Raw genomic sequence first — 24,121 nt, 5'->3', positions numbered from 1 at the left:
TGTTCGGGGGGCTCTTATGGTGAAGAGTTCCGTGGTCAATGATGGTGCGCACTTTACCCAAGATCGTCAGGAGAGCACACGCGATGATGCTGTCAGAAAAATACAAAAACGCCGGGCAATTATGCACATGACGCAAAGGGATGGGGCACTGGATCTGCTCAAGTGGCTGGCGCTGTTGAGCATGGTGCTCGATCACCTGCGATATGTCGGTTATTCCGCCGATATTCTGTATGTGCCGGGTCGGTTGGCGTTCCCGTGGTTCTGTCTGGCGATGGCCGCAAACCTTTCGCGGGCCCGCGCGGTGGGGACCGACGGCCAGTGGCGTTATCTGGGATGGTTGCTACTGTTTAGCGCCATCAGCGAAATTCCCTACCGGATGTACATTCCTGATCCCAACACCTTGAACGTGCTGCCCACGTTGGTTCTGGGGCTATTGGTAGCGCGTGGTAGGCAGCAGGAAGCGCTGCAATCGCGACTGCTCGCGGTCGGCGCTCTGACGCTGGCGGCGCTGTTCCCGGAGCGACTGATGTTCGGCTTCTTCGGCGTATTGTTGCCGCTGGGGATGTTGCTGGTGATCAAGCGGCCCTGGTACTTCAGTCTGCTGCCCGGACTGGTCTGTCTGGCCGCCAACCAATGGGAGGTGCTGTATGACTCCGCCCGATTTGGTGACCGTGCGGCCATCCTCGGCATTGCCACTTGTCTGATTGCGCCATTGCTGGGGCTGGTCTTGTTGCGACATGCCAAACATCTCAAGCCACCACCGATGCGGCGTTGGGCGTATGCGCTCTATCCCGCGCATTTCCTCGCACTGTTGGTCCTGCGCCAACTCCTGACCTGACATAGTCCCTGTGGGTTTGAGGGCTGTGTCTGACCAGCCAATTGCGCTCATGTCGTAAACGCACCTTTGCGTGGCGTCCATAGGCATTTGACCTGTCTGCGCCGGTCATACCATCGCATCCAAAGGGCACTGCCGAAAGGTACGTGCCTCACCGAGACGAATGGCGCACTGCCGCCGCTGGGAGAGACGCGATGTTCAGCAAGCAAGACCAGATCCAGGGTTACGACGATGCACTGCTGGCGGCGATGAATGCCGAGGAGCAACGCCAGGAAGATCACATCGAGCTGATCGCGTCAGAGAACTACACCAGCAAACGCGTCATGGAAGCGCAAGGCAGCGGCCTGACCAACAAATACGCCGAAGGCTATCCGGGCAAGCGCTACTACGGCGGCTGCGAGCACGTCGACAAGGTTGAAGCGCTGGCTATCGAACGCGCCAAGCAGCTGTTCGGTGCCGACTACGCCAACGTGCAGCCGCACTCCGGCAGCCAGGCCAACGCCGCCGTATTCCTTGCGCTGCTGCAGGCGGGCGACACCGTGCTGGGCATGAGCCTGGCCCACGGCGGTCACCTGACCCACGGCGCCAAGGTCAGCTTCTCCGGCAAGCTCTATAACGCTGTGCAGTACGGCATCGACACCGCCACCGGCCTGATCGATTACGACGAAGTCGAGCGCATGGCGGTCGAGCACAAGCCGAAAATGATCATCGCCGGGTTCTCCGCTTACTCCAAGACCCTGGACTTCCCGCGCTTCCGTCAGATCGCTGACAAAGTCGGCGCTTATCTCTTTGTTGATATGGCTCACGTTGCGGGGCTGGTCGCTGCCGGCCTGTACCCGAACCCGCTGCCGTACGCCGACGTGGTCACCACCACCACCCACAAAACCCTGCGCGGTCCTCGTGGCGGTCTGATCCTGGCCAAGGCCAACGAAGAACTGGAAAAGAAATTCAACGCTGCCGTGTTCCCCGGTGGTCAGGGCGGCCCGCTGATGCACGTGATCGCCGGTAAGGCGGTGTGCTTCAAGGAAGCGTTGGAGCCAGGTTTCAAGGCTTACCAACAACAAGTGATCGACAACGCCCAGGCCATGGCCAGCATCTTTATCAAACGCGGCTACGATGTAGTGTCCGGCGGCACCGATAACCACCTGTTCCTGGTCAGCCTGATCCGTCAGGGCCTCACCGGCAAAGAGGCAGATGCAGCACTCGGCCGCGCCCACATCACTGTGAACAAGAACGCTGTTCCGAACGATCCACAGTCGCCGTTCGTCACCTCCGGCCTGCGCATCGGCACCCCGGCGGTGACCACGCGCGGCTTTAAGGTGACCCAGTGCGTCACGCTGGCCGGCTGGATCTGCGACATCCTCGACAACCTCGGCGACGCCGATGTCGAGGCCAATGTCGCCCAGCAAGTTTCGGCCCTGTGCGCGGACTTCCCGGTTTATCGCTGAGCGCGGTTTTGGAGTAAATGACTATGCAACGCTACTCGGGCTTCGGCCTCTTCAAACACTCCCTCAGCCATCACGAAAACTGGCAGAAAATGTGGCGCACGCCGACCCCTAAAAAGGTCTATGACGTGGTCATCGTCGGCGGTGGCGGGCATGGTCTGGCGACCGCCTATTACCTGGCCAAGGAACACGGCATCACCAACGTGGCCGTGGTCGAGAAAGGCTGGCTGGGCGGCGGTAACACCGCGCGCAACACCACCATCGTCCGCTCCAACTACCTGTGGGACGAGTCGGCGCACCTGTACGAACACGCGATGAAACTGTGGGAAGGCCTGTCCCAGGACCTGAACTACAACGTGATGTTCTCCCAGCGCGGCGTTTACAACCTGTGCCACACCCTGCAGGACATTCGTGATTCCGAGCGTCGGGTCAGCGCCAACCGCCTCAACGGCGTGGACGGCGAACTGCTCGATGCCAAACAAGTGGCCGACGAGATTCCGTACCTCGACTGCTCGAAGAACACCCGCTACCCGGTGATGGGCGCAACCGTCCAGCGTCGCGGCGGCGTGGCCCGTCACGATGCCGTGGCGTGGGGCTTTGCCCGTGCCGCCGACGCCTTGGGCGTGGACTTGATTCAACAGACTGAAGTGATCGGTTTCCGCAAGGAAAACGGCGTGTGCATCGGTGTGGAAACCAACAAAGGCTTCATCGGCGCCAAACGCGTCGGTGTAGTGACCGCCGGTAACTCCGGGCACATGGCCAAACTTGCCGGTTTCCGTTTGCCGATCGAATCCCACCCGCTGCAAGCGCTGGTGTCCGAGCCGATCAAACCGATTATCGACAGCGTGATCATGTCCAACGCCGTACACGGTTACATCAGCCAGTCCGACAAGGGCGACCTGGTGATCGGCGCCGGCATCGACGGCTACAACGGCTACGGCCAGCGTGGTTCGTACCCGGTGATCGAGCACACCGTCCAGGCCATCGTCGAGATGTTCCCGGTCTTGTCCCGCGTACGCATGAACCGTCAGTGGGGCGGCATCGTCGACACCACGCCGGATGCGTGCCCGATCATTTCGAAAACACCTGTGCCGAACATGTTCTTCAACTGCGGTTGGGGCACCGGTGGCTTCAAGGCAACACCTGGCTCGGGCAACGTGTTTGCCGCGAGTCTGGCCAAGGGTGAAATGCACCCATTGGCTGCACCTTTCTCCATCGACCGTTTCCACAACGGTGCGTTGATCGACGAACACGGCGCTGCTGCGGTTGCCCACTAACAGGAGAAATCCCTATGTTGCATATCTTCTGTCCTCACTGCGGCGAGCTGCGCTCCGAAGAGGAATTCCACGCCTCTGGCCAGGCGCACATCCCGCGCCCACTGGACCCGACGACCTGCACCGACGAGGAGTGGGGCGACTACATGTTCTTCCGCGATAACCCTCGCGGTCTGCACCACGAATTGTGGGATCACGTCGCCGGTTGCCGTCAGTACTTCAACGCCACCCGTGACACCGTGACCTACGAGATTCTCGAAACCTACAAGATCGGCGCCAAGCCGCAGTTCACCGACAAGACCGATAGCCCGAAAGCGGCCACGACGGCTCTGGGAGAGAAGGTATGAGCCAGATCAATCGCCTGTCCAACGGCGGACGGATCGACCGCAACAAAGTGCTGAGCTTCACCTTCAACGGCCAGACCTACAAAGGCTTTGAAGGCGATTCGCTGGCCGCCGCCTTGCTGGCCAACGGTGTCGACATCATCGGCCGCAGCTTCAAGTACTCCCGTCCGCGCGGCATCTATGCCGCCGGTGCTGAAGAGCCGAACGCCGTGCTGCAAATCGGCGCGACCGAAGCCACGCAGATCCCGAACGTACGCGCCACACAACAAGCGCTGTATCAAGGTTTGGTCGCCACCAGCACCAACGGCTGGCCGAGCGTGAACAACGACGTGATGGGGATTCTCGGCAAGGTCGGCGGCAAGCTGATGCCGCCGGGCTTCTACTACAAAACCTTCATGTACCCGCAATCGTTCTGGATGACTTACGAGAAGTACATTCGTAAGGCAGCTGGTCTTGGCCGTTCGCCGACCGAGAACGATCCGGACACCTACGACTACATGAACCAGCACTGTGACGTGCTGATCGTAGGCGGTGGCCCGGCTGGCCTGGCCGCCGCACTGGCAGCAGCGCGCAGCGGTGCCCGCGTCATCCTCGCCGATGAGCAGGAAGAGTTCGGCGGCAGCCTGCTCGATTCCCGCGAAAGCCTCGACGGCAAACCGGCTACCGAGTGGGTCGCCAGCGTCATCGCCGAACTCAAAGACACCCCGGACGTGCTGCTGTTACCGCGCGCCACGGTCAACGGTTACCACGACCATAACTTCCTGACCATTCACGAGCGCCTCACCGATCACCTCGGCGACCGCGCACCGATTGGCCAGGTGCGTCAGCGCATCCACCGTGTTCGCGCCAAGCGTGTGGTGCTGGCGACCGGCGCTCACGAGCGTCCACTGGTTTACGGCAACAACGACGTGCCCGGCAACATGCTCGCCGGCGCTGTGTCGACTTACGTGCGTCGTTATGGCGTGGCACCGGGCAAAAAGCTCGTGCTGTCGACCAACAACGACCACGCTTACCGCGTTGCTCTGGATTGGCTCGACGCCAGCCTGCAAGTCGTGGCCATCGCCGATGCCCGCAGCAATCCGCGCGGTGCGCTGGTTGAAGAAGCGCGCGCCAAAGGTATCCGCATCCTGACCGGTAGCGCCGTAATCGAAACCCGCGGCAGCAAGCACGTGACCGCTGCTCGCGTTGCCGCGATCGATGTCAAAGCGCACGCCGTGACCAGTCCTGGTGAGTGGCTTGATTGCGACCTGATTGCCAGTTCCGGCGGTTACAGCCCGGTGGTTCACCTGGCGTCGCACTTGGGCGGCAAGCCGATCTGGCGTGAAGACATCCTCGGTTTCGTACCGGGCGAAGCACCGCAGAAACGCGTGTGCGTCGGCGGCATCAATGGCGTCTACGGGCTCGGTGATTCCCTGGCCGATGGCTTTGAAGGCGGCGCTCGCGCAGCCAGCGAAGCCGGTTTCAGTAGGGTCGAAGGCACCTTGCCGAAAGCCCTGAGCCGTCTGGAAGAACCTACTTTGGCGCTGTTCCAGGTGCCGCACGAAAAAGGCACGACACGCGGACCGAAGCAATTCGTCGATCTGCAGAACGACGTCACTGCGGCCGGCATCGAATTGGCGACCCGCGAAGGCTTCGAGTCGGTCGAGCACGTCAAACGCTACACCGCACTGGGCTTCGGCACGGACCAGGGCAAGCTCGGCAACGTCAACGGTCTGGCCATCGCCGCCCGTTCGCTGAACGTGACCATCCCGCAGATGGGCACCACCATGTTCCGTCCGAACTACACGCCGGTCACCTTCGGCGCCGTGGCCGGCCGTCACTGTGGGCACATCTTCGAGCCGGTTCGTTTCACCGCGCTGCATCATTGGCACGTGAAGAACGGCGCCGAGTTCGAAGACGTCGGTCAGTGGAAACGTCCTTGGTACTTCCCGAAAAACGGTGAAGACCTGCATGCCGCCGTGAAACGCGAATGCAAAGCCGTGCGCGACAGCGTCGGCCTGCTGGACGCTTCGACCCTGGGCAAGATCGACATCCAGGGCCCGGACTCACGCGAGTTCCTCAACCGCATCTACACCAACGCCTGGACCAAGCTCGACGTGGGCAAGGCCCGCTACGGCCTGATGTGCAAGGAAGACGGCATGGTCTTCGACGACGGCGTAACCGCCTGCCTCGCCGACAACCACTTCGTGATGACCACCACCACCGGCGGCGCTGCACGCGTGCTGCAATGGCTGGAAATCTACTCCCAGACCGAATGGCCAGAGCTGAAGGTGTACTTCACTTCCGTGACGGATCACTGGGCAACCATGACCTTGTCCGGTCCGAACAGCCGCAAGCTGCTCAGCCAAGTTACCGACATCGACCTGACCAACGAAGCGTTCCCGTTCATGACCTGGAAAGAAGGCCTGGTCGGCGGTGTGCCGGCGCGGGTGTTCCGGATTTCGTTTACCGGTGAACTGTCGTACGAAGTCAACGTGCAAGCCGACTATGCGATGGGCGTGCTGGAAAAAATTGTTGATGCTGGCAAGCAGTACAACCTGACGCCATATGGCACTGAAACCATGCACGTTCTGCGGGCCGAGAAGGGCTTCATCATCGTCGGGCAGGACACTGACAGCTCGATGACTCCGGACGACCTGAACATGGGTTGGTGCGTCGGTCGCACTAAACCTTTCTCATGGATCGGCCAGCGTGGCATGAACCGTGAAGACTGCGTGCGTGATCAGCGCAAACAGTTGGTCGGCCTGAAGCCGATCGATCCGACCAAATGGCTGCCGGAAGGCGCGCAACTGGTGTTCAACACCAAGCAAGCGATTCCGATGACGATGGTCGGCCACGTGACGTCCAGCTACCTGCACAACTCCCTCGGCTATTCGTTTGCCATGGGTGTGGTGAAGGGCGGTTTGAAGCGCATCGGTGAGCGCGTGTTCGCACCACTGGCCGATGGCAGCGTGATCGAGGCGGAAATCGTTTCTTCGGTGTTCTTCGATCCGAAAGGCGATCGCCAGAACATCTGACACTGATCGTTCCCACGCTCTGCGTGGGAATGCATCCCGGGACGCTCCGCGTCCCAAGAGCGGACGCAGAGCGTCCATGGCGGCATTCCCACGCAGAGCGTGGGAACGATCAACAAAAGAAAGGTGCTTTATGACCACAGCCAATGTTTACCAACAACGCCCAACCACCGGGGCCAAGGCCGAGTCGTCGCTGCATCATGCAGACCTCGCCAGCCTGGTGGGCAAGGGCCGCAAAAGCGCCGGCGTGATCGTGCGTGAGAAAAACCTTCTCGGCCACCTGACCATTCGTGGCGATGGCCACGATGCCGCCTTCGCCGCTGGCGTGCACAAGGCCCTCGGCATCGAATTGCCGGGTGCGCTGACCGTCGTCGTCAAAGGCGAAACCAGCCTGCAATGGATGGGGCCGGATGAATGGCTGCTGATCGTGCCGACCGGTGAAGAATTCGCCGCCGAGCAAAAACTGCGCGAAGCGCTGGGTGACCTGCACATCGCGATCACCAACGTCAGCGGCGGCCAGCAGATCCTCGAACTGAGCGGCCCGAACGTGCGCCAGGTGCTGATGAAGTCCACCAGCTACGACGTGCACCCCAACAGCTTCCCGGTGGGCAAGGCTGTGGGCACCGTGTTCGCCAAGTCGCAACTGGTCATCCGCCACACCGCCGAAGACACCTGGGAACTGCTGATTCGTCGCAGCTTCTCGGATTATTGGTGGTTGTGGTTGCAGGATGCTGCGGCCGAATACGGGCTTAGCGTCCAAGCCTGATCTGTGGCGAGGGGATTTATCCCCGTTGGGTTGCGAAGCAGCCCCAAAAGTTGCAACCACGGTGTATCAGGCTTAACGGCATGCAATGGTTTACGACTGCTTCGCAGCCGAACGGGGATAAATCCCCTCGCCACAGGATCCTGCACAGCCTTGAAGTTGTGCAGGTATTTTCGAACAGGAGTCACCGCACTATGAGCCGCGCCCCAGACACATGGATTCTGACCGCCGACTGCCCAAGCGTTCTCGGCACCGTGGACGCGGTGACCCGCTTTTTGTTCGAGCAGGGCTGCTACGTCACCGAGCACCATTCCTTCGACGACCGGCTCTCGGGCCGTTTCTTCATTCGTGTGGAATTCCGTCAGCCTGACGGCTTCGACGAACAAGCCTTTCGCGCAGGCCTGGAAGCGCGGGGCCAAGCCTTCGGCATGGTCTTCGAACTGACTGCGCCGAATTACCGGCCAAAAGTGGTGATCATGGTTTCCAAAGCCGATCACTGCCTCAACGATTTGCTCTACCGCCAGCGCATCGGCCAGTTGTCCATGGATGTGGCCGCCGTGGTGTCCAACCACCCGGACCTCAAACCGTTGGCGGATTGGCACCAGATTCCGTACTACCACTTCCCGCTGGACCCGAACGACAAACCGTCGCAGGAGCGTCAGGTCTGGCAGGTGATTGAAGAGTCCGGCGCCGAACTGGTGATCCTTGCCCGTTACATGCAAGTCCTCTCGCCAGAGTTGTGCCGCAAACTCGACGGCAAGGCGATCAACATTCACCACTCCCTGCTGCCCGGTTTCAAGGGCGCCAAGCCTTATCACCAGGCTTACAACAAGGGCGTGAAATTGGTCGGCGCCACGGCGCATTACATCAACAACGACCTGGACGAAGGCCCGATCATCGCCCAGGGCGTAGAGGCCGTGGATCACAGTCATTACCCCGAAGACCTGATCGCCAAGGGGCGGGACATCGAAGGGCTGACCCTGGCCCGGGCAGTTGGTTATCACATTGAAAGACGAGTGTTCCTCAACGCCAATCGTACAGTTGTTCTTTAGATCGCCATCGCGAGCAAGCTCGCTCCCACAGGGTTTTGTGTAATTAGGCACATCTCAGTCACACCAAAGATCAACTGTGGGAGCGAGCTTGCTCGCGATGAGGCCCTACCAAACAACACAAGACACACAGGCAATAACCCGAGCAATCAACGCGCCGCCGATCCATGGCGACGCGACCGCTACATAAAAACAACAGCGAGGTGAAAGCATGTCTGGTAATCGTGGTGTCGTGTATCTCGGCAATGGCCAGGTCGAAGTACAGAAAATCGACTATCCCAAAATGCAGGACCCGCGCGGCAGGAAGATCGAACACGCTGTCATCCTGCGCGTAGTTTCTACCAACATCTGTGGTTCGGATCAGCACATGGTGCGCGGTCGTACCACCGCCCAGACCGGCCTGGTACTGGGCCACGAGATCACGGGTGAAGTGATCGAGAAAGGCCGCGACGTTGAAAACCTGCAGATTGGCGACCTGGTATCAGTACCGTTCAACGTCGCTTGCGGGCGCTGCCGTTCCTGCAAGGAAATGCACACCGGTGTGTGCCTGAGCGTTAACCCGGCGCGTCCCGGCGGTGCCTACGGTTATGTCGACATGGGCGACTGGACCGGTGGCCAGGCGGAATACGCCTTGGTGCCGTATGCCGATTTCAACCTGCTGAAACTCCCTGACCGTGATAAGGCCATGGAAAAAATCCGTGACCTGACCTGCCTCTCCGACATCCTGCCGACCGGTTACCACGGCGCAGTGACGGCCGGCGTTGGTCCAGGCAGCACCGTGTACATCGCCGGTGCCGGCCCGGTCGGTCTGGCGGCTGCCGCTTCCGCTCGCCTGCTGGGCGCTGCGGTGGTGATCATCGGTGACGTCAACCCGATCCGCCTGGCTCACGCCAAGGCTCAGGGTTTCGAAATCGCCGACCTGTCGACAGACACCCCTCTGCACGAACAAATCGCTGCGCTGTTGGGCGAGCCAGAAGTGGATTGCGCCGTCGATGCGGTGGGCTTCGAAGCCCGCGGTCACGGCCATGACGGTGTGAAACACGAAGCGCCGGCAACCGTACTCAACTCGCTGATGGGCGTGGTTCGCGTGGCCGGCAAAATCGGCATTCCTGGCCTGTACGTGACCGAAGATCCAGGTGCAGTCGATGCAGCCGCAAAAATGGGCAGCCTGAGCATCCGCTTCGGTCTGGGCTGGGCCAAATCCCACAGCTTCCACACCGGCCAGACGCCAGTGATGAAGTACAACCGCCAACTGATGCAGGCGATCATGTGGGACCGTATCCACATTGCCGACATCGTCGGTGTTGAGGTCATCAGCCTGGATGACGCGCCACGCGGTTATGGCGAGTTCGATGCGGGCGTACCGAAGAAGTTTGTGATTGATCCGCACAAGTTGTTCAGTGCTGCGTAAGGCTTCAGGCAAAACAAAACGGCGACCTTAGGGTCGCCGTTTTTTTGTTCGGTCATTAAAGGGCTGCCAACGCTCCTTGATATAGAACTGGCCCGGTCGGTTGCCCAGTCGGCGACCCCCCCTTCGGCTCAAGACTCACCGCCAACGCAATCGGTTTGCCAATCAGCTCTTTCTGCACATCGCTCAGCTCTACGCGGCCCTTACCGTCCGCCGGAATCACCCCAAGTGAAATCGGCTTGCCATCCGTCGGAATCGCCCACAACTCCAGACTGCGGCCCGGATCAACCGCTGCCAGGGTCAGCGGCTCGACGTTCAAATAATCCTCATGCGCTTCAACCTTCAGTGCAGGCTGCGCGTCGGCAGTCAGCAGCGTGGCGCTGTAACGCGCACTGTCGCGGTTGTAGAGCATGCCCAAGGTGACGGCGATCACCAGCGAGCAAACCGCCGCCGTCACTCGCATCCAGCTCCAGAACGGACGTTTCTGCGGCATATGCAACACTTGCGGCTCAATCCGCGCCGTAATTCCCTGCCACACCCGATCCGGCACCGGCAGCTCTGGCAGGGCTTCGGTCAGGCTCGCGAGGCTTTCCTGCCACTGCGCCAGTTCCGCGCGAAGCGCTGCGTCTTCCAGCAACAACTGTTCAAAACGCCGACGAGCGGCAGACGGCATCAAGCCAATGGCGTAATCGGCGGCGAGGGCGCGGCGCAGGGTCGGGGTTTGATAGTTCATGATTCAAGGCACCTGCGCAGGCGCTCCATACCGCGTCGGATCCAGGATTTCACCGAGCCCAGTGGCGCGGCCAAATGTTCGGCCAGCTCGGAACACGACAACCCCTGAAAGTAAGCCACGGTGATCGATTGACGCTGCATGCCTTCAAGGCTTTCCAGGCACCGGTTCAAGGCGCGGGCCTCACGGGCACTGCTGAGCTGTTCGTGGGCCGAAGGACTTTCATCCTCCAGCGCCTGTTCTTCAAGGTCGGTCAACGGACGGTCGCGGTGTTTACGCAACTGATCGATGGCCTGATGACGGGTGATGTTGATCATCCAGGTCAGCGGTGCCGACAGATGCGCCTCATAGCGCGAAGCATTGTTCCAGATGCGCACGAAGCTTTCCTGCAGCACTTCTTCAGCCAGGTCCGGTCGCCCCATGAACCGCAGCGCTACGCCATGCAGCCGAGGGCCGACGCTGCGGTAAAGCGTCTCGAAAGCGCGGCGGTCGCCCAGTGAACACTGGGCTAAAAGCTGCCTGAGCTGATCGGCATCGACGGTGGGAATAGCAGTTCTCCAGGCAATCGAGTTGGGCTGCGTGAGGTGCCGGTTGCAGGCAGAGGTTAGTTCACGGTGCGCGGTTGTTCCATTCACGGGTGGCCACCTCGAAATCCGCCGACCCCGATGGACAGGGTCGGCAGCACACCTCAGCTTTTAGGCATCAGTACTTTGTCGATGACCTGAATCACGCCGTTGGACTGGTACACGTCATAGGTCGTGATGTCGGCGACGTCACCTTTTTCATCCTTGATCGTGATGTTGTGCGGGCCGTTCATCATCACCCACAGCTTGCCGCCCGCGACAGTGGTCAGTTCGGCCTTGCCGCCACCGGCCTTGATCTTCTCGGCCAGGGTCATCATGTCGAGTTTCCCGGCGACGACGTGGTAGGTGAGGACGTTAGTCAGGGTCGCCTTGTTGGCGGGTTTGAGCAGGTTGTCGACAGTGCCGGCGGGCAGGGCAGCGAAGGCCGAATTGACCGGGGCGAACACGGTGAACGGGCCTTTGCCCTTGAGGGTATCCACCAGGCCTGCGGCTTTCACGGCGGCGACCAGGGTGGTGTGGTCGGCGGAGTTCACCGCGTTATCGATGATGTCTTTGCTCGGCAGCATGCTCTGGCCGCCGACGATGACAGCATGGCTCGTGTCTGCCGCTTGCACGGTGTTCAGGGCGAACCCGCCGCCCAAGGCCAGGGTCAATAGGCTGGCAATCAATGGCGTTTTGATCGAAGTGCGTTTCATGGTGATGATCCTCGTGCAGGGAATCGGCCAGGAATGTCTGTCCGTGCTTGATATACGCAGGCGAGACCCGACTGGATGCAGCGCTGGTAAAATTCTTTTTTGACTGTTCGTCTGGGGCTCGCCAAGGCTGGGAACAATCCCCTGGGATGCCAGTCCAACACACAGTTTTTCGCCGCCCATTGCCGGGCGGTTTTCATGGCACATGAGGATGTCTGAATGAAGATTTCACGCGGTTTTGCACTGGCTTCGCTGATGTGTCTGGCGGCCAGTCCGGTCTTCGCTCAGTTCAGCCTGAACGATGCGGCCAATGCCATCTCCGGCATGCAGGGCGATAACGCCGCCGCGCCGACCTCGCAGACGGCCGGTCTGCTGAGTGCGCTCAGCCAATTGAACGTGACGCCACAACAAGCCGTTGGCGGTGCCGGGGCGATGCTCGGCCTGGCGAAGAATCAATTGAGTTCGACCGATTACTCAGCGTTGGCCAGAAGCGTACCGGGAATCGACCAACTGTCCGGCGGTGGTGAGTTGGCTGTCCTCAGCGGCTTGCTTGGCTCGTCCGGTACAGCGGCAGGTCTGGACAACGCCTTGGGCAACGTGAATAACATCAACGACCTGAACAGTGCCTTCAGCGCATTGGGCATGGACAGCGGCATGATCGGCCAGTTTGCCCCGGTGCTTCTGCAATTTTTCGGTCAACAGGGCGTTGGCGGTTCGCTGCTGGAAAACCTGGGCGGGATCTGGGGCGCAGGCACCGGTAGTTGACGACGAATGTTTCACCTTGGGATCGTTAACCTTGTGGGAACGATCAACTCAACAACGGTCTAAAATCCCGTTGTCCACTTCTCAAGGAAGCCCAATACGTGAAATCCCTCCTTGCACTGCTTTCCCTCGTGGCCCTTCCGGTCCTGGCCGCTGAGCCGACCCTGTACGGGCGCTACGAATACATTGCACTGCCGGAAATCGGCGGCGAAGTGCTCAAGGCCAAAATGGACACCGGTGCCCTGACGGCGTCGCTGTCGGCCAAAGACATCGAAACCTTCACCCGCGATGGCGACGAGTGGGTGCGTTTCCGCCTCGGCACCAAAGACGCGAGCAACAAAGTCTATGAACACAAGGTCGCGCGGATCAGCAAGATCAAGACCCGCTCCGAAGAAGACGAGGATGAGAAGGACGACAGCGCACCGACCAAACGTCCGGTAGTCGATCTGGAATTGTGCCTGGGCAACGTTAAACGCACGGTGGAGGTCAATCTCACCGACCGCAGCAGCTTTAACTACCCTTTGTTGATCGGCGCCAAAGCCTTGCGTGAATTCGGCGCGGCGGTGAACCCGGCGCGGCGCTTTACGGCGGACAAACCCGACTGCTGATTGACGGCGAATCAGCCTTGGGGCACCGTTCGCCCACGTTACTGCCAGGCTTGGACGAAATCGGTGCCGACGATTATGTGGTCAAGCCGTTCAGCCCGCGGGAAGTGGCGGCGCGGGCCCGGGGCGTAGCTGATGCCGCTGGGGATCCGGATTTTTCGTCGCCAAACCCAACAGCTCGTTACAACCTTACGTTGATCGTACCGAACGGCGCTTGCTTGCCTGGGGTGCGGGCCTGATCAGCCTCGGTCTGCTGTTCGGCGCGTTGTTGTCCTGGTGGTTGAGCGCTGCGTTACGGCGGTTGACGGTGTACGCCGAAGCGGTAAGTGAGGGCCGCAGGGTCGAGGTTCCGCACTATCGTGGCGGCGAACTGGAACAACTGGCGACGGCGGTTGAGCAGATGCGTACGCAACTCGAAGGCAAAGCCTACGTCGAGCGTTATGTGCATACATTGACCCACGAACTGAAAAGCCCGCTGGCGGCGATTCGCGGCGCGGCGCAGTTGCTGCAAGGCGAGATGCCGCTGGCCCAGCAGCAGCGTTGTGATCGTTCCCACGCTCTGCGTGGGAATGCAGCCCGGGACGCTCCGCGTCCCAAGAGCGGACGCAGAGCGCCCATTGAGGCATTCCCACGCAGAGCGTGGGAACGATCATGTGGGAGCAACTGTCTTGATGTCTTTTATTTTGAAGATCTAAACCTTCGGCATAGTCGCCAGCATCGAGGCCCGCTGACTCACCTCAAAATACCAAGCTGCCAGCTGCGGATTCGCCGTGCGCCATTCCAGGTCCGGATGGCGCAAATCCAGGTAGCCCAAAGCACACGCCACACTGATTGCCGCCACATCGAAATGGCTGGTCAGCTCGGCAATCGCGTCGGCTTCCAGCACTGCCAGGCCGCGACGAATCTTTTCACGCTGGCCATCAAGCCACTGGTCCCAGTGCTTATCCGGGGCACGCAGAGCGACTTCATAACGAATCAGCACCGCAGCGTCCATGATCCCGTCGGCCAGGGAGGCCAGGGTCAGGCGCCGCCAGCGGGCCGAGCCGTCGCGCGGTATCAGCGGGTTGCCGACGTGCTGGTGATCGAGGTAATCGAGGATCACCCGGCTGTCGTGGATGACGTTGCCATCGGCCAGGCGCAGGGCCGGGATTTTACCCAGCGGGTTGTCTTCGTTGAGCGTCAGGTCCGGGCTGACCGGCGTGAGCACGCTGGTTTGCAGCGCCACGCGGTCCTGTTGACCGGTTTCGTGCAGCAGCACCATGACTTTGCGAACGAAGGGCGACAAAGGGTTGTGGAACAGGGTCATGCTGGGGGCGGACATGGCAGCGTCTCGGTGTGGGGCAGTGCTGGGCAGCATAGCGCGTGGATCGCGCAACTTGTAGGAGCGAAGCTTGCTCGCGATGGGATCACCGCGGTCTGACTGAATGACCGAGTTGATCCCATCGCGAGCAAGCTTCGCTCCCACAGGTCCGGTGTTGTTAGCGGCGTTGCAGCAGGCCGCGCAGGGCGAGGATTGCGGGAACGCCCAAGCCAAGCCAGCTCAAGGCGTCCCACACGCCATCGCCCAGCAATGCGGCGAACAGCCCCGCTGCGCTGAGCAGGCCGATAACGGTGGGGGTGGAGAAGACCTTCCAGAAATTCGACTGCCGTGGCCTCATGCTGGACTCTCCGCGTTCTCGATCACAGGTTTCGCAGCCTTGCGCCGCACCACCCACAAGTACACCCCGCTGCCGAGGACGATAATGGTCAGCCCATCCAGGGTCGCCCAGAGGATTTTCATCGGCATACCGCCGTAATCACCGAAGTGCAGCGGCTGCGACATGCCCATGGCGCCCATGTACCACGGCCGCTCAGCCACCGCCGTGACTTGCAGGGTGCTGGCATCGATCAACACCGGCGTCAGTAAATGCGAAGTCAGGTGGGTGCTGCCTTTCATGAACACGGCGTAATGGTGTTCGCTGGAAAACCGCGTGCCGGGGAAGGCGATGAAATCGGGCTGCATGCCCGGCGCGACGTCCTTGGCGATGTCGAGCAAACGGGTCGCTGGCGCCAGTTGTATCAGCGGCGGCGCGTCGCGGTACGGCGCGATCATCGCGCTCAGACTGTCGTTGCGCCACGCCGCGATCAACAGGTCGGCGCAGGCGCTGATGACGCCGGTGACGCCGACCACCAAGGCCCAGGTCAAGGTCACCACGCCGATCAAGTTGTGCAGATCGAGCCAGCGCAGGCGGGTGGATTTGTTCTGGCGCACGGTGGCGAATTTCAAACGGCGCATGAACGGCAGGTACAGCACCGTCCCGGACACAATCGCCACCACGAACAGAATGCCCATGAATGCCAGCAGCAGCTTGCCCGGCAGGCCAGCGAACATGTCCACGTGCAGGCGCAACATGATCATCATGAAACCGCCGTTGGCTGACGGCATCTCCAGCGCTTCACCGGTGCGGGCGTCGAGCATGAAGGTGTGAGACGCGTTCGGTTCAGTGCCGGCGGTGGCCGCCATGATCGTGATCGCAGCGTTGGGTTCTTCTTCGTCAAAGCCGAAATACTGCATGACCTCGCCGGGCCGGTACTTCTCAGCCGCCTGCACCAACTGCTGCAAATTCAGCTGCGGAGTGTTCGCTGGCATTGCCTTCAATTCAGCGGAATCGCCCAGCAGATGGTCGATTTCGTGGTGAAAGATCAACGGCAAGCCGGTCAGCGCCAGCATCAGCAGAAAGACCGTGCAGATCAGACTGCTCCAGGTGTGGACGCAGGACCAGCGGCGGATTGTTTTACTTTTCATTTCTTGGCCTTCAGAAAGACCAAAGCCGTCCTCGAAGGACGGCTTGGTCATTGGCGTGTCAGGTCAGGCGATTACCACTTGTAAGTTGCACTGGCGACGACGCTGCGTTGGTCACCGTAGTAGCAATAGAAGCTGTCACAGGTGGAGATGTAGTCCTTGTCGAACAGGTTGGTGGCGTTCAGTGCCAGGGAGGCGCCTTTCAGGCTGTTGTCCAGACGGCCCAGGTCGTAATGAACAGCGGCGTCGAACACGGTGTAGGCGTCGGCCTTGCCGAGCGAGGTGTTGCCCTGGTCGCCGTAGGTGTTGCCGGTGTAGCGAGCGCCGGCGCCGATGCCGAAACCGTCCAGCACGCCGTTGTGCCAGGTGTAATCGGCCCACAGCGAAGCCTGCTGATTAGGCATCAGTTGCAGGCGATTGCCTTTGAAGTCGCCTTTCTGCACTTCGGATTTGGCCAGGGTGTAAGCGGCGATGACCTTGAGGTTCTTGGTCACGTCGGAAACGGCTTCCAGCTCCAGACCTTTGACTTTCACTTCACCGGTCTGGCTGGTGATTGAAACGTTGTCTGAGTTGGTCGTGGTGACGGAGACGTTTTTCTGGGTCAGGTCGTAGACCGCAGCGGTCAGCAGGGTGCTGCTGCCAGGCGGTTGGTACTTGATGCCCAGCTCCCATTGCTTGCCTTCAGTCGGCTTGAATGAATCGGTCGGCGATGCCGTGGCGTTGCTGGTCGGTTGGAACGACTCGGCGTAGGACAAGTAGGGCACGAAGCCCGAGTCGAACACGTAGCTGATCGCCGCGTTGCCACTGAAGTTCTTGTCCCGTTCGGTGTTGGTGGCGTCACCCTTGTTGAAGAACTTTGTGCTGGTGTGAACCCAGTCTTCACGACCCCCCAACGTCAGACGCCATTGGTCGAGGGCCATCTGGTCCTGCACGTACAAGCCGGTCTGGTAGGTCTTCTGGTCGTAGTCGTAGAACGCCGCCGAGCGTGGCGGACGAACGATGGGCTGGCCATAGATCGGGTTGTTGACGTTGGTGGTCAGACCGTCGCCAAAGATCGACGTGTAGTGGGTGTTGGTGCGCTGGTGATCGAGGCCGATCAACAGAGTGTGACGGATGTCGCCGGTCGCGAAGTCGCCCTGGAAGTTGTTGTCCACGGCGAACTGGCTGATGTCCTCGTCGACACTGGTGCTCGAACGACCCACATTGCCCTCGGCATCGACCTGGGTGAACGGATAGGCGCCGGGGGTGAGGACCTGGAAGGACAGGTCCGTTTTTGTGTAACGCAGGTTCTGCTTGAACTGCCAGACATCGTTCAAGCGATGTTCAAAGGCGTAGCCCAGCGCGTAGTAGGTGCGGTCGTAGAATTCCCAGTCCGGGTCGCCCAGATTCTTGTGGTGGGAGATCTTGCCGAGGGGCGAATGGATTTTGGTGCCCTGCACCGGCAAGAACTGGCTGGTAATGCCGGTATCGTCACGGGTGAACTGGGTGAGCAGGGTGAACCGGGTGTCTTCATCGATGTTCCAGGTCAGGCTCGGCGCAATGTTGTAGCGCTTGTTGTCGACGTGGTCGATCTGCGTGCCGCTGTCGCGCACCACACCGCTCAGACCGTAGAGGAACTGGCCTTCGTCGTCGATCTTGCCGGTGCTGGCGAAGTTGATCTGGCGATGGTTGTCGCTGCCGTATTGCACCTGTATTACATTGGTCGACTCGGCGCTGGGACGACGGCTGACCATGTCGAGCAAGCCGCCTGGCGGGGTCTGGCCGTAAACCGACGAGGCCGGGCCGCGCAGCAGGGCGAGGCGGTCCAGGTTCCAGGTTTCCTGTTTCGGGTTGGCGTACACGCCTTTTGGTAGCGGCAGGCCATCGAGGAATTGAGTCGGCTCGAAACCGCGCACGCGCAACCAGTCGGCGCGGGTGTCGCTGCCGTAGCTGCTGGCGGTGATGCCGGGCATGTAACGCACCGCGTCATCGAGGCTATGCACGCTGCGGTCGTCCATTTGCTCGCGGGTGGCGACCGAAATCGAGCGCGGCGCTTCGACCAGCGCGGTATCGGTCTTGGTACCGGCAGCGGTGCGGGTCGCCAAATAACCCTCCACCGGGCCCCAGGCACTTTCACTGTTTTCAACGCCAATCACGGCAGTTTCCGGCAGGGCCATCACGCCTTCGGGCACGGCCACCAGGCTGTAGGTGCCCGCGCTGCTCTGTTCCAGTTGCAGGCCGGTGCCGCGCAAGGCTTCGCGCAGGGCGCCGGCTGCGTCGAGCTGGCCTTTGACCGGTGCCGAGGTCTTGCCCGCCGCCAGTGAAGGATTCAGCGACAGCGCCAGGCCCGCCTGGCTGGCGATCTGGTTCAGGGTGCTGGCCAATGACGCGGCCGGCAGGTTGTAGGCGCGAACGCTGGACGCCTGTTCAGCGGCGATCAGCTGACTGCTGGTCAGGGGGGCGCAAAGGGCAATGGCAATCGCCAGCAAACTGGGGCGCAACAAGGTGTCTAGCGAACGGGACATACGGCGGCTCCTGAATGAAAATATTTCTCAATTGCCTAGGTGCCGAACGAGAATTCAAAAGTGATAGGGCTGATTGAAAATAATTTCGATTCAGTAAGTGAATCGTTACACAGCAGCCTTTGGTCGGGGATCGTTCCCACGCTCTGCGTGGGAATGCCTCAATGGACGCTCTGCGTCCGCTTCGGCATGTGACGCGGAGCGTCACGGGCTGCATTCCCACGCAGAGCGTGGGAACGATCATTTAGTCTCAGTCTTCGCTGCCACCGTCACCCACCACGGTGTGTGCTGTTCGATCTGCACCGGCAGGGTCGGCAACAGCGCGCTCAGCGCCTTGTCGGTGTCATGCAGGGGGAAGCTGCCGGTGATTCGCAGGTCGGCAATCTCGGGTGCAACACCCAAATGCCCGCGGCGATAGCGACCGAGTTCATGGACCAGGTCTTCCAGTCGCGTGTTGTCCACCACCAGCATGCCGCGGGTCCAGGCATCGGCGCCGAGGTTGAGCGCGACGATCGGCCCAAGGCCATTGCTGCGCATCAGGACTTGCTGGCCTTCCCGCAGAATCTGTTCTTCAGGACTCGCCTCGGGATGAGCCGCCACCGCCGATTGCAGCACGCTCAGGCGCGTACCTTGTTCTTCGCGCTTGACCAGAAACCTTGTCCCCAGTGCGCGCAGGCTGCCTTCGCGGGTTTCGACGATAAACGGCCGGGCGTCACCGTGGCCGGTTTCGACGAGAATTTCTCCTTCCTGGAGGATGATCAGCCGCTGCGTTTCATCGAAACGCACGTCCACGGCACTGTGAGTATTGAGGTTGATCAGCGTGCCGTCGGTCAGGCGCAGGGTGCGTTGTTCACCGGTGGCGGTGCGCTGGTCGGCCAGCCAATAGTCGATCGGCAGATAACGATCACCGGCAAACAGCGCCAACCCGATCACCGCGACGATGCTGGCCACGCCGCTGCCGAGTTTGCGCACTCGACGGCGGATACTTTCCCGCGATTGCAGTAACGCGGTGCGTGCCGGGCCGCTGGCGACGCTGAAACGCTGGTCGAGCATGCCCAGTTGGCGCCAGGCCCGCGCATGTTCTTCGTGGGCGGCGTGCCATTTGGCGAACTCTTCGCGCTCCACCGGGTTGCCGGAGTCCAGGGACAATTGCCAGGCAATCGCGGCATCCAGCACCTGCGCCGAGACGGGTTTGGAACTGACCGGACTCATACCGGCTCACCGTACAAAGCGATGTAGCACTGACGAATGCCCTGGGCCAGGTACTGACGAACTCGCGGCACTGACACTCCCAGACGCTCGGCGATTTCGGCGTGGCCGAGGCCGTCAAGACGGTTATAGAGAAACGCCGCCCGGGCCTTGCTTGAGAGCTTGCCGAGCAGACGGTCGATGGCTTTGAGGTCTTCGAGGATCATTTGCTGTTCCTCCACCGACGGTTGTTCACCTTCAGGAATCAGCATCAGTTCCGTGAGGTAGGCTTGCTCCAGCGCAGCGCGGCGGAAATAGTCGAACAGCAGACCCTTGGCAATCGCCACCAGAAACGCGCGTGGTTCGCGCGGCGCCTTCAGCTCTTCACGCCCCAGCAAGCGCACAAAAGTGTCCTGACTCAGGTCTTCGGCCCGTTGCGGACAGGCCACGTTGCGGCGCAGCCAAGCCAATAGCCAACCGCGATGGTCGCGATACAACGCACCAACGAGCTCACTTTGAGGGCTTTGGACTGACGACACGCAGCATCACCGATTGGGAAGCGTTAACTAACGAGAATTGTTCGCGATTGTGGCAGAGGCGGGGGAGGTAAGCAATTGGCGCTGGTCGGGTGAGTTGGGCCACAAAGTTTAAAGGCGAACACCGACCTGTGGTGAGGGAGCTTGCTCCCGTTCGACTGCGAAGCAGTCGCATCGGCGAATGCGGTCTGTCCGGATAAATGCAGGGGCCGCTTCGCGCCCCAGCGGGAGCAAGCTCCCTCGCCACAGAAGATATGCTTTGACTTAAAAGGAAGGCGCTCGCTGTCGCCGCTTCCACTGATTGATCCGCTGCTGCAGATTCAACGGGCTATGAATCTGCAGCTGCCGCGCCTTGCTGAACAAAATCAACGCCAGCTCAGCGGTGGCCAACGCATCGGCACTGGCATTGTGGCGCTCGAACACTTCCAGTTTGAACCAATCGATCCACTCATCCAGCCCGGCATCGCGAATGTGCGCCTGAGGGCAAAGCAGCGGCGCGATGTCTGCTACATCCAGAAACGGATGCTGCAACTTGTAGCCCAGATGGTCTTTCAGCGCGCGCCCGAGCATGTGCTGATCGAACGGCGCATGAAACGCCAGCACCGGGCTGTCGCCGACGAACTCCATGAATTCGACCAGGGCTTGAGCCGGATCGCTGCCAGCGGCAATCGCGCTCGGCCCCAGGCCATGGATCAACACGCTGGGTGCCAACTTCATGTCGGCGCATTGCAACGTGCGTTCGAACTGCTGGCTGAAATCGATCGCGCCGTCCTCGATCACCACCGCGCCGATGGACAACACCCGATCCTTGTTCAGGTTCAACCCGGTGGTTTCCAGGTCGAGGACCACCCAGCGCTGTTCGCGCAGGCTGCATTCGCCGAGCTCTGCCGCCAAGGGCAAGCGTTGCAGTCGTTGTTGAAGTTCGCTGGGAAGACTCGGTCCTGCCGGGCGCAGCCATGAAAACAGGCTCATAGCTGATACCGCAGGGCCAGGCTGCTTTGCAGGCGTTGTGCCTGGCGCAGGGATTCACGCAGGATCCGTCGATCCAGATGATTGAGGCTGTCCGGATCGACCCGGTTGGAGTAGGGCAAGTTCTCCCGGGTCTGTAGCTGATGTTGCTGCATGCGGGCTTGCTGGATGAAGTGATAGGCCTCTTCGTACGCCGCACCGTCCAGCCGTTCGATGACTCCCTTTTCCACCAGTTGGCGAAAGCGCTCCAACGTATTGTTTGCCTCGATCCCATGGGCCAACGCGAGCAGCCGGGCACCGTCGACAAAAGGGGTCAACCCTTGGACTTTCAAGTCCAGGGTGGCTTTCTCGCCATTCTTGCGAGCCAGTACGAACTCACGGAAACGTCCTACGGGCGGGCGATTGCGCAGGGCGTTCTCGGCCATCATCCGTTGGAACAGCCGGTTGTCATTCACCTGATCGAGAATTCCCTGACGCAGCTGCTCGCAGCCTTGCTCGTCCCCCCAAACCACCCGCAAGTCGAAGTAAATGCTCGAACCCAGCAGGTTCTCAGGCGTTGCCTCGCGGATAAACGCCGCAAAACGCCGCGCCCATTCGGCCCGAGACAAACACAGTTCGGGGTTGCCGGCCATGATGTTGCCCTTGCACAGGGTGAAGCCGCAGAGCGCCAGGCTCTGGTTGATCTGCTGGGCAATGGGCAGCAATTTGCCGCGAATCTCGGCGGCATGGGCCGCGTCCTGGGCTTCGAACAGAATGCCGTTGTCCTGATCGGTGTGCAGTGTCTGTTCGCGGCGACCTTCGCTACCGAAGCACAGCCAGCTGAACGGAATGCCGGGGTCACCTTTCTCGGCGAGGGTCAGTTCGATCACCCGGCACACGGTGTGGTCGTTAAGCAGGGTGATGATGTGAGTGATCTGGGTTGAAGAGGCGCCGTGGGCCAGCATGCGCTCCACCAGTTGGCCGATTTCACCGCGCATCGCCACCAGGTTTTCTACGCGCTGGGCGCTGCGGAGGGTCCGCGCCAGATGCACCAGATCGACCCGCTGCAGGGAAAACAGGTCACGTTCCGAGACTACGCCGCACAGGCGATGATCCTTCACCAGGCAGACGTGGGCGATGTGCCGCTCGGTCATGGCAATCGCCGCATCGAAGGCGCTGTGGTCCGGCGACAGGAAAAACGGCGCCTGAGTCATGTGCCGTTCGATGGCTTCGTTGAAGTCGTTAGTGCCGTCGGCCACCACATGGCGCAGGTCGCGCAGGGTGAAAATCCCCAACGGCGCTTTCTGCTCGTCCACGACCACGATGCTGCCGACCTGCTGCTCGTGCATCAGGGTCACGGCTTCACGCAACGGCGTGGCCGGGCTGCAGGTCACCGGGTGACGCATGGCCAGTTCGCCCAGTCGGGTATTGAGTGAGTACTGGGTGCCGAGGGTTTCCACGGCTTTTTGCTGGACTTGCTGGTTAACCTGATCCAACAGGCTGCTCACGCCGCGTAGGGAAAAGTCGCGAAACGCGTTGGAAAGTGCGAACAATTTTATGAACGCCAGCTTGTTCAACTGTAGGCAAAAGGTGTCTTCGGCCGCGAGGTGTTCGGTGCGGGTTGCACGCTCCCCCAGCAGCGCGGCCAGGGGGAAACACTCGCCGGTGGTAATTTCGAAAGTGGTTTCGGTCCCGCCCTTGGCCGTGTGGGGACGTTCACCCACGACCCGGCCTTGTTTGACGATGTAGAAATGTTCAACCGGGCCGTCGGCGGGCTTGATGATGCTCTCGCCGGGGGCATAAAAACGCAGCTGACATTGCTCGACCAGGTACGCCAGGTGGACGTGTTCCATTTGATTGAAGGGCGGGAAGCGCTGAAGAAATTGCAAAGTCCCCTGGATGTTCTGCAACACCGCGGTTTTCCCTGCCTGTGTGAAGGCGTCCGCTTTACTCATAACTATTACCGCAGTCTTTTTTGAATTGTTGTTGTCGGATGACTCTGCCATGGTCGGCCCCTGCGTGCAGGGTGCCCATTGGACGTAAGTCTAGGTAGGCAATGGAGCTGTCGGTATTTGGGAAATGTCTGACGCAACTGTGGGAAAAACCTCCTGCATTGGCTATAGGAAAACTTTCCGACGAAGTGCACCCTGAAGGTCTGCAGGGTGATGTCAGACGACAGTAATAGGGAATTAAATTGAAAACGCAGAGTAGGCCATGTCCGACCACGATATTTTGAGCGACGCCGAGCGCGAGGCGCTGAGTGCCGTCATGCAGGAACCTGACCTGCCGCCGCAGCGGGTGCTGATCGTCGACGACGATAAAGATGCGCGTGAGCTGCTGTCGGAGATGCTTGCGCTGGATGGAGTGCGCTGCATGACCGCCGCCAGTGGTGAAACTGCACTCAAGATGTTAGAGACGACGCCATCGATCGGCCTGGTCATTACGGATCTGCGGATGAGGAATGTCGACGGCCTGGACCTGATCCGCCAGGTGCGTGAGTCGGTTCGGGCGGCAATGCCGATCATCATTGTTTCCGGTGACGCCGACGTGAAAGATGCGATCGCTGCGATGCATTTGAGCGTGGTGGACTTCCTGCTCAAGCCTATCGATACCGGCAAGCTGTTGGCGCTGGTCAAGCATGAGTTGGGAATGGATGTGTAG

At 60.6% G+C, this 24,121-nt stretch carries 22 protein-coding genes and 2 pseudogenes; 13 read left to right on the top strand and 11 right to left on the bottom strand.

Features of this window, described 5'->3' with window-relative positions:
- Positions 1-121: 121 nt before the first annotated feature.
- The 8 genes from ACYZTR_RS26095 (at position 122) to fdhA (ending at position 10,135) form a co-directional block, all read left to right on the top strand.
- Complete coding sequence (locus ACYZTR_RS26095; RefSeq protein ID WP_461974966.1) at positions 122-838, top strand: TraX family protein; 717 nt, start codon at positions 122-124, stop codon at positions 836-838.
- A gap of 191 nt (positions 839-1,029) precedes the next feature.
- Positions 1,030-2,283 (top strand): serine hydroxymethyltransferase, encoded by a 1,254-nt coding sequence (gene glyA / locus ACYZTR_RS26090; RefSeq protein ID WP_461966772.1) that lies wholly within the window; start codon positions 1,030-1,032, stop codon positions 2,281-2,283.
- A gap of 23 nt (positions 2,284-2,306) precedes the next feature.
- Positions 2,307-3,557: a sarcosine oxidase subunit beta gene (locus tag ACYZTR_RS26085; protein WP_038981138.1), complete on the top strand. Its 1,251-nt coding sequence runs from the start codon at positions 2,307-2,309 to the stop codon at positions 3,555-3,557.
- A 14-nt stretch (positions 3,558-3,571) separates the two neighbouring features.
- Entirely contained in the window at positions 3,572-3,901 is a 330-nt protein-coding gene (locus ACYZTR_RS26080) for a sarcosine oxidase subunit delta (protein WP_131060659.1), read from the top strand.
- Positions 3,898-6,915, top strand: a complete 3,018-nt coding sequence (locus tag ACYZTR_RS26075; protein ID WP_461974964.1) for a sarcosine oxidase subunit alpha — start codon at positions 3,898-3,900, stop codon at positions 6,913-6,915. Before ACYZTR_RS26080 ends, ACYZTR_RS26075 begins: the two co-directional genes overlap by 4 nt.
- Positions 6,916-7,045: 130 nt before the next feature.
- The gene (locus tag ACYZTR_RS26070) at positions 7,046-7,678 is read left to right on the top strand and encodes a sarcosine oxidase subunit gamma (RefSeq protein ID WP_461974962.1); all 633 of its coding nucleotides are present in this window, start codon (positions 7,046-7,048) and stop codon (positions 7,676-7,678) included.
- A gap of 191 nt (positions 7,679-7,869) precedes the next feature.
- Positions 7,870-8,727, top strand: a complete 858-nt coding sequence (gene purU / locus ACYZTR_RS26065; protein ID WP_461974960.1) for a formyltetrahydrofolate deformylase — start codon at positions 7,870-7,872, stop codon at positions 8,725-8,727.
- Between the two features lie 208 nt (positions 8,728-8,935).
- A complete protein-coding gene (gene fdhA / locus ACYZTR_RS26060) occupies positions 8,936-10,135 on the top strand; it encodes a formaldehyde dehydrogenase, glutathione-independent (RefSeq protein ID WP_461966767.1) in 1,200 nt (399 codons plus the stop codon).
- Positions 10,136-10,190: 55 nt separating this feature from the next.
- Here fdhA and ACYZTR_RS26055 read toward each other — a convergent pair whose 3' ends face one another.
- The 3 genes from ACYZTR_RS26055 to ACYZTR_RS26045 are packed head-to-tail and all read right to left on the bottom strand — an operon-like array spanning position 10,191 to position 12,141.
- Positions 10,191-10,865 (bottom strand): anti-sigma factor, encoded by a 675-nt coding sequence (locus tag ACYZTR_RS26055; protein ID WP_461974958.1) that lies wholly within the window; start codon positions 10,863-10,865, stop codon positions 10,191-10,193.
- A complete protein-coding gene (locus ACYZTR_RS26050) occupies positions 10,862-11,497 on the bottom strand; it encodes a sigma-70 family RNA polymerase sigma factor (RefSeq protein WP_461974956.1) in 636 nt (211 codons plus the stop codon). The genes ACYZTR_RS26055 and ACYZTR_RS26050 overlap by 4 nt, the downstream gene beginning before the upstream one ends.
- A gap of 53 nt (positions 11,498-11,550) precedes the next feature.
- Positions 11,551-12,141 carry a fasciclin domain-containing protein gene (locus ACYZTR_RS26045; RefSeq protein ID WP_461974954.1) on the bottom strand — a complete coding sequence of 197 codons (591 nt, stop codon included), beginning with the start codon at positions 12,139-12,141 and terminating at the stop codon, positions 11,551-11,553.
- Positions 12,142-12,357: 216 nt separating this feature from the next.
- Here ACYZTR_RS26045 and ACYZTR_RS26040 point away from each other — a divergent pair, with 216 nt between their 5' ends.
- The 4 genes and pseudogenes from ACYZTR_RS26040 to ACYZTR_RS26025 all read left to right on the top strand — a co-directional run.
- Complete coding sequence (locus tag ACYZTR_RS26040) at positions 12,358-12,903, top strand: DUF2780 domain-containing protein (protein WP_461974953.1); 546 nt, start codon at positions 12,358-12,360, stop codon at positions 12,901-12,903.
- A 98-nt stretch (positions 12,904-13,001) separates the two neighbouring features.
- The gene (rloA2, locus tag ACYZTR_RS26035) at positions 13,002-13,508 is read left to right on the top strand and encodes a retropepsin-like aspartic peptidase RloA2 (protein ID WP_282380515.1); all 507 of its coding nucleotides are present in this window, start codon (positions 13,002-13,004) and stop codon (positions 13,506-13,508) included.
- A 56-nt stretch (positions 13,509-13,564) separates the two neighbouring features.
- Positions 13,565-13,636 (top strand): annotated as a pseudogene (locus ACYZTR_RS26030) (two-component system response regulator CreB); the annotation flags it as partial.
- Positions 13,637-13,665: 29 nt separating this feature from the next.
- Positions 13,666-14,046 (top strand): annotated as a pseudogene (locus ACYZTR_RS26025) (HAMP domain-containing protein); the annotation flags it as partial.
- Positions 14,047-14,196: 150 nt separating this feature from the next.
- Here ACYZTR_RS26025 and ACYZTR_RS26020 read toward each other — a convergent pair.
- From ACYZTR_RS26020 to ACYZTR_RS25985, 8 genes are all read right to left on the bottom strand, one after another.
- Positions 14,197-14,826 (bottom strand): glutathione S-transferase, encoded by a 630-nt coding sequence (locus tag ACYZTR_RS26020; RefSeq protein ID WP_461974951.1) that lies wholly within the window; start codon positions 14,824-14,826, stop codon positions 14,197-14,199.
- Positions 14,827-14,983: 157 nt separating this feature from the next.
- Positions 14,984-15,163 (bottom strand): hypothetical protein, encoded by a 180-nt coding sequence (locus tag ACYZTR_RS26015; protein WP_461974949.1) that lies wholly within the window; start codon positions 15,161-15,163, stop codon positions 14,984-14,986.
- Complete coding sequence (locus ACYZTR_RS26010; RefSeq protein ID WP_461974947.1) at positions 15,160-16,290, bottom strand: PepSY-associated TM helix domain-containing protein; 1,131 nt, start codon at positions 16,288-16,290, stop codon at positions 15,160-15,162. Before ACYZTR_RS26010 ends, ACYZTR_RS26015 begins: the two co-directional genes overlap by 4 nt.
- 71 nt (positions 16,291-16,361) lie before the next feature.
- Positions 16,362-18,791 (bottom strand): TonB-dependent siderophore receptor, encoded by a 2,430-nt coding sequence (locus ACYZTR_RS26005; protein WP_461974945.1) that lies wholly within the window; start codon positions 18,789-18,791, stop codon positions 16,362-16,364.
- A 237-nt stretch (positions 18,792-19,028) separates the two neighbouring features.
- Positions 19,029-20,000 carry a FecR domain-containing protein gene (locus ACYZTR_RS26000; RefSeq protein ID WP_461974943.1) on the bottom strand — a complete coding sequence of 324 codons (972 nt, stop codon included), beginning with the start codon at positions 19,998-20,000 and terminating at the stop codon, positions 19,029-19,031.
- Positions 19,997-20,515, bottom strand: a complete 519-nt coding sequence (locus ACYZTR_RS25995) for an RNA polymerase sigma factor (protein ID WP_461974941.1) — start codon at positions 20,513-20,515, stop codon at positions 19,997-19,999. Before ACYZTR_RS25995 ends, ACYZTR_RS26000 begins: the two co-directional genes overlap by 4 nt.
- A 261-nt stretch (positions 20,516-20,776) precedes the next feature.
- Positions 20,777-21,484, bottom strand: coding sequence for a 3'-5' exonuclease (locus tag ACYZTR_RS25990; RefSeq protein ID WP_461974939.1), 708 nt, complete (start codon positions 21,482-21,484; stop codon positions 20,777-20,779).
- Positions 21,481-23,415, bottom strand: coding sequence for a putative nucleotidyltransferase substrate binding domain-containing protein (locus ACYZTR_RS25985; protein ID WP_461974937.1), 1,935 nt, complete (start codon positions 23,413-23,415; stop codon positions 21,481-21,483). Before ACYZTR_RS25985 ends, ACYZTR_RS25990 begins: the two co-directional genes overlap by 4 nt.
- A gap of 259 nt (positions 23,416-23,674) precedes the next feature.
- On the opposite strand from ACYZTR_RS25985, the gene ACYZTR_RS25980 reads away from it, so the two are divergent.
- Positions 23,675-24,121: a response regulator gene (locus tag ACYZTR_RS25980; protein ID WP_461974935.1), complete on the top strand. Its 447-nt coding sequence runs from the start codon at positions 23,675-23,677 to the stop codon at positions 24,119-24,121.

It is taken from the genome of Pseudomonas sp. Hz4 (assembly GCF_054898165.1).
The sequence above is the reverse complement of the archived record's forward strand: the minus strand, read 5'-3'. Positions and strand labels throughout refer to the sequence as shown.

Excerpts from the sequence above, each read along its gene's own strand:
- ACYZTR_RS26095 (WP_461974966.1), top strand. The coding sequence starts at position 122 with ATGCACATGACGCAAAGGGATGGGGCACTGGATCTGCTCAAGTGGCTG.
- glyA (WP_461966772.1), top strand. The coding sequence starts at position 1,030 with ATGTTCAGCAAGCAAGACCAGATCCAGGGTTACGACGATGCACTGCTG.
- ACYZTR_RS26085 (WP_038981138.1), top strand. The coding sequence starts at position 2,307 with ATGCAACGCTACTCGGGCTTCGGCCTCTTCAAACACTCCCTCAGCCAT.
- ACYZTR_RS26080 (WP_131060659.1), top strand. The coding sequence starts at position 3,572 with ATGTTGCATATCTTCTGTCCTCACTGCGGCGAGCTGCGCTCCGAAGAG.
- ACYZTR_RS26075 (WP_461974964.1), top strand. The coding sequence starts at position 3,898 with ATGAGCCAGATCAATCGCCTGTCCAACGGCGGACGGATCGACCGCAAC.
- ACYZTR_RS26070 (WP_461974962.1), top strand. The coding sequence starts at position 7,046 with ATGACCACAGCCAATGTTTACCAACAACGCCCAACCACCGGGGCCAAG.
- purU (WP_461974960.1), top strand. The coding sequence starts at position 7,870 with ATGAGCCGCGCCCCAGACACATGGATTCTGACCGCCGACTGCCCAAGC.
- fdhA (WP_461966767.1), top strand. The coding sequence starts at position 8,936 with ATGTCTGGTAATCGTGGTGTCGTGTATCTCGGCAATGGCCAGGTCGAA.
- ACYZTR_RS26055 (WP_461974958.1), bottom strand. The coding sequence starts at position 10,865 with ATGAACTATCAAACCCCGACCCTGCGCCGCGCCCTCGCCGCCGATTAC.
- ACYZTR_RS26045 (WP_461974954.1), bottom strand. The coding sequence starts at position 12,141 with ATGAAACGCACTTCGATCAAAACGCCATTGATTGCCAGCCTATTGACC.
- ACYZTR_RS26040 (WP_461974953.1), top strand. The coding sequence starts at position 12,358 with ATGAAGATTTCACGCGGTTTTGCACTGGCTTCGCTGATGTGTCTGGCG.
- ACYZTR_RS26020 (WP_461974951.1), bottom strand. The coding sequence starts at position 14,826 with ATGTCCGCCCCCAGCATGACCCTGTTCCACAACCCTTTGTCGCCCTTC.
- ACYZTR_RS26015 (WP_461974949.1), bottom strand. The coding sequence starts at position 15,163 with ATGAGGCCACGGCAGTCGAATTTCTGGAAGGTCTTCTCCACCCCCACC.
- ACYZTR_RS26010 (WP_461974947.1), bottom strand. The coding sequence starts at position 16,290 with ATGAAAAGTAAAACAATCCGCCGCTGGTCCTGCGTCCACACCTGGAGC.
- ACYZTR_RS26005 (WP_461974945.1), bottom strand. The coding sequence starts at position 18,791 with ATGTCCCGTTCGCTAGACACCTTGTTGCGCCCCAGTTTGCTGGCGATT.
- ACYZTR_RS26000 (WP_461974943.1), bottom strand. The coding sequence starts at position 20,000 with ATGAGTCCGGTCAGTTCCAAACCCGTCTCGGCGCAGGTGCTGGATGCC.
- ACYZTR_RS25990 (WP_461974939.1), bottom strand. The coding sequence starts at position 21,484 with ATGAGCCTGTTTTCATGGCTGCGCCCGGCAGGACCGAGTCTTCCCAGC.
- ACYZTR_RS25985 (WP_461974937.1), bottom strand. The coding sequence starts at position 23,415 with ATGAGTAAAGCGGACGCCTTCACACAGGCAGGGAAAACCGCGGTGTTG.
- ACYZTR_RS25980 (WP_461974935.1), top strand. The coding sequence starts at position 23,675 with ATGTCCGACCACGATATTTTGAGCGACGCCGAGCGCGAGGCGCTGAGT.